General features: G+C 53.3%; 11 protein-coding genes. 7 read left to right on the top strand and 4 right to left on the bottom strand.

Annotated features, from left to right (window positions below; all coding sequences use genetic code 11):
* Positions 1-89: 89 nt before the first annotated feature.
* Positions 90-212: a hypothetical protein gene (locus tag FAP39_RS17890; RefSeq protein WP_281280251.1), complete on the top strand. Its 123-nt coding sequence runs from the start codon at positions 90-92 to the stop codon at positions 210-212.
* A 213-nt stretch (positions 213-425) separates the two neighbouring features.
* On the opposite strand, the gene FAP39_RS10320 is transcribed toward FAP39_RS17890, so the two are convergent.
* Positions 426-878, bottom strand: a complete 453-nt coding sequence (locus FAP39_RS10320; RefSeq protein WP_138016319.1) for an iron-sulfur cluster assembly scaffold protein — start codon at positions 876-878, stop codon at positions 426-428.
* A gap of 77 nt (positions 879-955) precedes the next feature.
* Here FAP39_RS10320 and hisI point away from each other — a divergent pair, with 77 nt between their 5' ends.
* A complete protein-coding gene (gene hisI / locus FAP39_RS10325) occupies positions 956-1,315 on the top strand; it encodes a phosphoribosyl-AMP cyclohydrolase (protein ID WP_138016320.1) in 360 nt (119 codons plus the stop codon).
* Between the two features lie 28 nt (positions 1,316-1,343).
* Here the strand turns inward: hisI and gluQRS are convergent, their stop codons facing one another.
* The 3 genes from gluQRS to FAP39_RS10340 form a co-directional block, all read right to left on the bottom strand.
* Positions 1,344-2,183: a tRNA glutamyl-Q(34) synthetase GluQRS gene (gluQRS, locus tag FAP39_RS10330; RefSeq protein ID WP_138016321.1), complete on the bottom strand. Its 840-nt coding sequence runs from the start codon at positions 2,181-2,183 to the stop codon at positions 1,344-1,346.
* A 10-nt stretch (positions 2,184-2,193) separates the two neighbouring features.
* Positions 2,194-3,543: a methylenetetrahydrofolate--tRNA-(uracil(54)-C(5))-methyltransferase (FADH(2)-oxidizing) TrmFO gene (trmFO, locus tag FAP39_RS10335; protein WP_138016335.1), complete on the bottom strand. Its 1,350-nt coding sequence runs from the start codon at positions 3,541-3,543 to the stop codon at positions 2,194-2,196.
* Between the two features lie 588 nt (positions 3,544-4,131).
* Positions 4,132-4,917, bottom strand: a complete 786-nt coding sequence (locus FAP39_RS10340) for an enoyl-CoA hydratase (protein WP_138016322.1) — start codon at positions 4,915-4,917, stop codon at positions 4,132-4,134.
* Positions 4,918-4,973: 56 nt separating this feature from the next.
* Between FAP39_RS10340 and FAP39_RS10345 the strand changes: the two genes are divergently transcribed.
* The 5 genes from FAP39_RS10345 to FAP39_RS10365 all read left to right on the top strand — a co-directional run bounded on the left by FAP39_RS10345 (position 4,974) and on the right by FAP39_RS10365 (position 8,016).
* The gene (locus tag FAP39_RS10345; protein ID WP_138016323.1) at positions 4,974-5,393 is read left to right on the top strand and encodes a PaaI family thioesterase; all 420 of its coding nucleotides are present in this window, start codon (positions 4,974-4,976) and stop codon (positions 5,391-5,393) included.
* A gap of 124 nt (positions 5,394-5,517) precedes the next feature.
* Complete coding sequence (locus FAP39_RS10350; RefSeq protein ID WP_138016324.1) at positions 5,518-6,477, top strand: SLAC1 anion channel family protein; 960 nt, start codon at positions 5,518-5,520, stop codon at positions 6,475-6,477.
* A gap of 196 nt (positions 6,478-6,673) precedes the next feature.
* Complete coding sequence (gene rplM, locus FAP39_RS10355) at positions 6,674-7,135, top strand: 50S ribosomal protein L13 (RefSeq protein ID WP_138016325.1); 462 nt, start codon at positions 6,674-6,676, stop codon at positions 7,133-7,135.
* A gap of 3 nt (positions 7,136-7,138) precedes the next feature.
* Positions 7,139-7,624, top strand: a complete 486-nt coding sequence (rpsI, locus tag FAP39_RS10360) for a 30S ribosomal protein S9 (protein WP_138016326.1) — start codon at positions 7,139-7,141, stop codon at positions 7,622-7,624.
* 152 nt (positions 7,625-7,776) lie between these two features.
* Positions 7,777-8,016 (top strand): GIY-YIG nuclease family protein, encoded by a 240-nt coding sequence (locus FAP39_RS10365; RefSeq protein WP_425471419.1) that lies wholly within the window; start codon positions 7,777-7,779, stop codon positions 8,014-8,016.
* Positions 8,017-8,063: the final 47 nt, after the last annotated feature.

Here is an 8,063-nt window from a genome sequence, read left to right on the forward strand (position 1 = left end):
TTCGCAAATGTTCTCATAAAGTTCTTTACACAGCGTTAAGAATATGAGAACAAAGGGGCAACGGAAGATCAATTCGCAGGAGACGCCCCATGATGACCCAAATCAAAGCTGTGATCCGGAACTCTGGTGACACATTGTTTCAGGACGCCATTGGTGGCGCCGCGCTGGTTGTGATGTTGCTTGTGGCGCTGCATGTGCCTGGAGTTGCGTAACCTGTTGAGAAATTTGCCTGCGTGTGTGTTTGGACCTTGTTCTGCATCCTGTCCCCAACTTTGATGCATCGCGACTGACACTGCCTGTCCCAAGTCCAAGAAGGGGTTGCCTCACTCTCTCTTCAAATGGGTCCATGGTTGCACACGCACCAACTCCGCCGCGTTTCCTGTCAGAAGCGCGGCGGTTTTTTTATCGTGGTTGCAAATCTGGACTTAGGCGCAGTGCGCTTGCTCGGCTTGATCGAACGCTTCGAGCGTCGCCTCGAGCGCCAACATGATCGATGCATGGCGGTTCTTGTATTCGCGCGCAGGGCGTAACACCTCAAGTCCCTCAAAGGGGGATGGGGGAGTCGGGCCGTCTTGTTTCAACATGATTTTTAACGAGTCGCGTGCGGTTTCGATGTCTGATCTGCTGGCCCCGATCACGTTGCCGCCGACAATTGATGCCGCTGCCTGACCCAATGCACAGGCTTTGACATCTTGGCCAAATGCGCTGATCCGGCCATCCGCAAGGGCGATGTCGACGGTTACCGTCGACCCGCACAGAGGCGAGCGTTTCTTGACTGTCGCATCTGGGGTTTCAAGGCGATCCGTATGTGGAATTTCCGCTGCCAGCGCCAGAATGCGCCCTGAATACAACTTGATCAGATCATTTTCGCCGGACATGTCGGTTTCCTTTACCACGTGATTCCTAGATAGAGAGCGCAACCGAAGATGCAAAGGGTTCGTGAAGGAGAATTGTCATGGAATTTGATCCTACCACTTTAAAGTATAACGAAGCTGGTTTGATTCCGGCGATAGCACAAGACGCCGAGACCGGAGACGTTCTTATGATGGCTTGGATGAACCAAGATGCCGTCCGCCAAACGCTGGAGACTGGACGCGTCACATACTGGTCGCGCTCGCGTCAGGCGTTTTGGATCAAAGGCGAGAGCAGTGGCAATGTCCAAGAACTGGTCGATTTTCGACTGGACTGTGATCGTGATTGTGTGTTGGTCACGGTGAATCAAACGGGTCCAGCATGTCACACAAACCGGCGCAGTTGCTTTTACACAGCGGTCAGAGAGGGCAGCGAGACTGAATTGATGGCGCCAATGGTTTAAGCGCGTCTTGAGGTCAATGATCGGAAAATTACAATCCCACCATGGTCCGCAGGTCTTGTGGCGTAAGGCCATCAGCGCGGTATTTCGCGATCGCGCGCGCGTCGTCGCGTTTGGCCAAACGTTTGCCCGCATCGTCGCGAACAAGGTCGTGGTGATGGTATTCTGGGGTGCTTAGGCCCAGCAGGGATTGTAGCAAGACGTGGATGGGCGTGGCATCAAACAGATCTTTGCCGCGAATGACGTGGCTGATCTGGGTTTGGCTGTCATCCAAGACAACAGCCAGATGATAGGCTGCGGCCATCGAGCGTCGGGCAAGCACAACGTCGCCGACTGAGCGCAGAAGGGTTTGCGCCTCCAGCGCATGGGTCCCGTGGCGCGATTGACCTGTTTCGTGAAAAGATTTTGGTAACCCAACTGTGCAGGCTTTGGCCATATCAAGACGAATACAATGCGCGTCGGTCTGTGGCAGGGCAAGTGTACGGCAGGTTCCGGGATATATACGCCCGTCAGGTCCAAACGTGGGCACTCCTTCTTGCGGCGCATCTGCGGCCTGTTCGATATCGCGCCGGCTGCATGCGCAGGCATAGGTGAGGCCCCGCGCTTCCAGTTTGCGGAGCGCTTCCGCGTAGTCATCAAGATGATCTGATTGACGTCGTACCGGGCCGTCCCACGTGATCCCAAGCCACGTTAAATCCTCGTAAATTTGCTGTTCCCAGTGCGTGCGGGCGCGCGATTGATCCAAATCGTCGATCCGAAGCAGAAACTCGCCCCCTGCAGCGCGGGCCGCGTCATGTGCGCACCACGCGGAAAAGGCGTGACCAAGATGCAGTGGGCCCGTCGGCGAAGGCGCAAACCGTGTCCGAAACATCTTGCGCCCTCTACTCTTCTGACTGAGCGTCCAGCCAGTGTTGCCAATCGATTTTGGCGCGATCCGAATAGGCTTTGTAGCGATCTTTGCGTCCGCGCCGCCCACCTTTAAGCCCGTCAACCGGTTGAAAAAGGCCAAAGTTCACGTTCATAGGTTGAAACGTTTTGGCGTCAGCACCGCCCGTGATGTGGTGCACCAACGCACCCATTGCCGTATTCAGCGGCGCCGTGTTTAATGTCCGGCCCAAAATTTCAGCGGCCGCCAGACGGCCCGCGAGAAGCCCCATGGCTGCACTCTCGACATAGCCCTCGACACCTGTGATTTGACCGGCAAACCGGATATTGGGTCGGGACTTTAGGCGCATTTGTTCGTCTAGCAGCGTCGGCGAATTGATAAAGGTATTGCGGTGAATTCCGCCCAATCGCGCAAAGCTCGCATTTTCCAGTCCCGGGATCATGCGCAGGACATCTGTTTGCGCCCCGTATTTCATTTTTGTCTGAAACCCCACTATGTTAAGGAGCGTTCCTAATGCGTTGTCTTTTCTCAGTTGGACGACGGCATAGGGTTTGTCTTCTGGTTTGTGGCTATTTGTCAGACCGACGGGTTTCATCGGGCCAAATCGCAAGGTTTCGCGACCACGATCCGCCATCACTTCGATGGGTAGGCATCCGTCAAAATATCCTGCTGTTTCACCTTCGTGAAATTCGGTCTTATCGGCCGCCAGCAAGGCATCGATAAACGCCTCGTATTGGTCCTTGGTCATCGGACAGTTCAAATACGCTTTTTGCTCGGCTTCGGTGTCACCTTTGTCATACCGTGACTGCATCCATGCCACATCCATGTCGATGCTGTCGGCATACACAATCGGGGCAATGGCATCGAAAAACGCCAACGCATCGGCACCGGTTTCATTTTGGATGGCTGCCCCAAGACCCGCAGACGTCAAAGGGCCTGTCGCAATAATCCAATGGCCTTCGGTCGGAAGCTCGGAGATTTCACCGTATTCCACGCGAATATTTGGATGATCCATCAAGGCTGCGGTCACGCTTTGGGCAAATGGATCGCGATCGACCGCCAAGGCGCCCCCAGCGGGCAGGCGATGCTTGTCAGCCGTTGCCATGATAATCCCGTTGGCTTGCCGCATTTCCCAATGCAGCAACCCCACAGCGTTTTGTTCGTGATCATCCGATCGGAATGAATTCGAACACACCATTTCGGCAAGGTCACCTGTCCGATGTGCGAAGGTTTCAACTTTGGGCCGCATCTCGTGGATCACCACCGATACGCCCATGTTTGCGGCCTGCCAAGCGGCCTCTGATCCGGCCATTCCGCCGCCGATGATATGTAAATCTTGGGTCATAGTAGGCGACATAGGACAGCCAAGGGCGTTTGGAAAGAGGCAACCAGTGCAGCGCCGAGCGTTAAGCTCGCGCGCTGCATCGGTAAGGTAGGTCTTGAGAACATAGCCAAGCTGCCATTGTGGAACATCTGCACCGCCGGTTTCCGGCAGCGTTGGAGGGACTTCCACTCAAAGGCGCTTGGTATTGTCACATCGCATGGGCGATTTACACATTATGCCACGAGACCCGCGCCTCACCTAGCGCAAATCCGCGAACAGAGGGCGCACTGATTGGAAACAATCGCGTTCGGCAGCCAAGTGATATGCCGTGTGGCGTTCAACCATGCCAAAGATAATGAAAATTAGGTGGCGCAGCTTTCGCTCGGGGGCGAGGTAAGCAATAAATGCCCCAAGCGAAAAGCTGCGCACCGGCGTCCCATTGGCGGACCAATGGAGGCCTAGCGAATCGTTGTACGATCATTTCGCGATAGATGCAGGCCATCTGGCCAGAGCGCATCAACGAACGATCTGTTCCGTCTTATTGTGGCCTATTTCAACCCCAAGGTTAACCGCGAGTTAGGAAAAACACCGTTGAATACGTGGAAACGCTTATTGGCTCCAGTCAGGAGATCGTTTTTCCAAAAATGCGCTAATACCTTCCTCGGTATCGCGAAACAGCATGTTTTCGACCATCGCATTCCCAGCATAGGCATATGCATCCTGAGTCGACATCATTGCTTGGGTGTAAAAGGCTTCTTTCCCGATTTTCACAGCCGCGCTCAGTTTGGCCGCGACAGTTTCAGCAAGCTGAGTTGCACTGGTTTCCAAATCTTGTGCCGGAACGACATGATTGATCAGGCCTAATTTCTCTGCCTCGTCAGCGTCGATGAATTTTCCGGTTGTCAGCATTTCGAACGCCTTTTTACGCGCAATATTCCGTGACAACGCCACCATCGGAGTCGAACAGAAAAGTCCAATATTCACACCATTGACGCCAAACTTCGTGCCCTCGGCGGCGACGGCCATGTCACAGGTTGCAACCATTTGGCATCCTGCTGCGGTGGCGATGCCGTGGACTTGGGCGATCACCGGCTGGGGCAGGGCTTGAATTGTCATCATCATGGTCGCGCAGCGATCAAACAGGTCCTTGAAATACGCCTTGCCGCCGTCTTCGGCCTGACGCCCTGCGGTCATTTGCTTAAGGTCATGTCCGGCGCAAAACGCCTTGCCCGTCCCGGAAAGTACAACCGCACGTATCGATGTATCATCCTTGATCTCGCCAAGGGTGCTCTGGAGAGCTGCGAGCATTTCATCCGAGAGCGCGTTGAGCCGCTCGGGTGCATTCATCGTCAAGTGTGCGACCGCATTTACGTCGCGACGTTCCAAAATTGCCATCTTGTCCTCCGGTGACTTTGGGGCAACTCTAACGATAAGAGATCATGGAGAAAAGCATGCCTGTACAATTTACTGTCGACGAGATGAACGCGTTCCTTGACGAAATTTTTCCCCAGATAAAAGGGCAGTTCATCGTCGAACAATTGGATGACACTGGCACCGTGATGCGGTTGCGGATTAATGACACCCATCTACGTCCGGGGGGAACAGTATCTGGTCCGTCAATGTTTGCTCTTGCGGATGTGGCCGCCTATGTGGCCACGATGGGCCAAATCGGGAAACAGGCTTTGGCGGTGACAACCGGATGTTCCATTGATTTTATGCGCAAACCCGAGGCTGGCAAGGATTTGATTGCCAAGGCGACATTGTTGAAAATAGGCAAGGCGTTGTCAGTGACGGATATTCTGTTGTACTCCGAAGGCAAATCGGACCCGGTCGCACGATCCACAATGACCTATTCCATTCCTCCGCGATGACACGGTCTTGATGGCCTCACACCACATCCGATTGCGCGTACATGCCCAAGGGATGATCTGTTGATATTCCAAAAATTATATGTAATTGCAGGCGTGTTCATTTTTGTTCGGAAAGGGCACCTCGATGGCGACTACTGAATCACGTCTAAAACACTTTCCCGTTCCATTTTTTGCGGTCACCATGGGCTTGTTTGGGCTCGCGCTGGCTTTGCATGGCGCTGCCGATGTGTGGCCATTGGTGGGGGCTGCGTCCAAAATGGTCATGTGGGTCGGCATCGGCACGTTTGTGGTGCTTGCGTTGTTGTATCTGGCCAAGGCATTCATGTATCACGCCGCGGTTCAGGCTGAATGGAACCACCCAGTCAGACTTGCCTTCTTTCCGGCGATTTCGATCTCTCTTTTGCTCATGTCATCGGCTTTGTTGCCGCATTATCCAGATGCGGCAGATGGGGTTTGGGTGATCGGCGCAGCTCTGCAAGGCATGCTGACCATCGCCGTTGTGTCCGGCTGGATTAGCCACCGTAGCTTTGAGGTCGGTCAACTGACACCCGCTTGGTTTATTCCGGCAGTGGGCAATGTCATCGCCCCAATCGCTGGCGCCCAATTGGGGTATGTCGAGCTTTCATGGCTGTTTTTCTCGGCTGGGCTAGTTTTTTGGGTGGTTTTGCTGACGTTGGTGTTTAACCGGCTTATCTTTCACAACCCGATTCCGGCGAAACTGTATCCGACCTTGGTGATCTTGATCGCCCCACCGGCGGTTGGGTTTCTTGGATACCTTAGCCTGACCGGGCAGATCGACAGTTTTGCGCGTGTGCTGTTGAATGCAGGCTATGTGTTTGCCATTTTGGTGGCTGTTCAACTGCCAAAGCTGGCCAAGCTTCCTTTTGCGCTGCCTTGGTGGGCTCTGAGCTTTCCCGTCGCGGCATTGACCATTGCCTCTTTTAAGTTCGCCACGCTGACGGGGTCTGGGGCGCATGTGATCATTGGAGCGGGGTTGTTGTGCTGTCTTCTGGTCATCATGACGGGTCTGGTGTTCCGGACCATCGTTGCGATCGTGAAAAACGAAATTTGTGTTCCAGAGTAAGATTCCGTCATTATGGGAGCATTCAGGTGAAAATATGTGGGGTATATTGATACCTATTTTGCAAGTCATTGAATTCAAACAATATAATGGACTTTATGGTGCTTGACCGTGTCTGGCACACGTATATAACCCCCCAATCGAATTTCGGTGCGCCGGAATACGGCCCATCTGTCAACCAAACATCAGGTAGACCACTATGAAAACCTATTCTGCTACTCCGGCAGACATCGACAAGAAATGGATCATCATCGACGCTGAAGGCGTCGTGCTTGGTCGTCTCGCATCGATCGTCGCCATGCGCCTGCGCGGTAAGCACAAGGCGTCTTTTACTCCGCACATGGACATGGGTGACAATGTCATCGTGATCAATGCGGACAAGATCCAATTGACCGGCAAAAAACGCACGGACAAAAACTACTATTGGCACACTGGCCACCCAGGTGGGATCAAATCCCGCACGGCTGGCGAGATCCTCGAGGGTGCACACCCCGAGCGCGTTGTGACCAAAGCGGTTCAGCGTATGCTGCCAGGCAACCGTCTGTCACGCCAAGTTATGACCAACTTGCGTGTATATGCCGGGTCCGAGCATCCCCACGAGGCGCAAGCGCCAGAAGTGTTGGATGTGAAATCCATGAACTCCAAGAACACCCGGAGCTAAACAATGGCTGATCAAATCAATTCTCTCGAAGAGCTGACCGCCGTTGCTGGTGTCGAAGCTGTTGTTGAAACTGCTGCGCCTCGCGAACCTGTTCGTGATGAACTTGGCCGTGCCTATGCGACTGGCAAGCGTAAAGACGCTGTTGCTCGTGTTTGGATCAAGCCTGGTTCCGGCAAAGTGACTGTGAACGGCAAAGAGCAAGATGCATATTTTGCACGTCCCGTTCTGCAAATGATCCTGCGCCAGCCGTTTACGGTTGCCGGCGTTGAAGGTGAATTTGACGTATACGCAACCGTCAAAGGCGGTGGCTTGTCCGGTCAAGCGGGTGCGGTTAAGCACGGCATCTCCAAAGCTCTGCAACTGTATGAACCCTCGCTGCGTGGCGCATTGAAAGCCGCAGGCTTCCTGACACGCGACAGCCGCGTTGTGGAACGTAAGAAATACGGTAAGGCCAAAGCGCGTAAGAGCTTCCAGTTCTCCAAGCGCTAAGTTCGAACCTTCGAATTTACCATATAAAACAAAGGGTTGCGTATTTCGCAGCCCTTTTTTTATGCGTAGCAGAATTGAAGCAGATGCAGTGTGTGTTGACGTTATGGTTTAGTGATTTTAGCATATCTGTAGCGTTTTAGGTTGCTATTGGAGTGTGCAAATTGGGTGTCGTATACGTTCTCGTAAATTCAGCGTTCGAAAACTATGTGAAGATTGGTAGGACTACTAATTTGGAACAACGATTACGTTCGCTTGATAATACAAGTGTGCCGTTGCCGTTCCGTTGTGTGTTTGCAGTTGAAGTTGATGATGAAAACGAGGTGGAGCGTTTGCTGCATCAAGCGTTTGCAGATAATCGAACAAGAAGCACAAGTGGACCTGTCACGGTTTGATGCCGCTCCTTTGATAGCATTTACTGCAACAAAGGAGATGAACTATG

The sequence above is a fragment of the Shimia litoralis genome (assembly GCF_005518135.1).
GTDB classification, from domain to species: domain Bacteria; phylum Pseudomonadota; class Alphaproteobacteria; order Rhodobacterales; family Rhodobacteraceae; genus Shimia_E; species Shimia_E litoralis.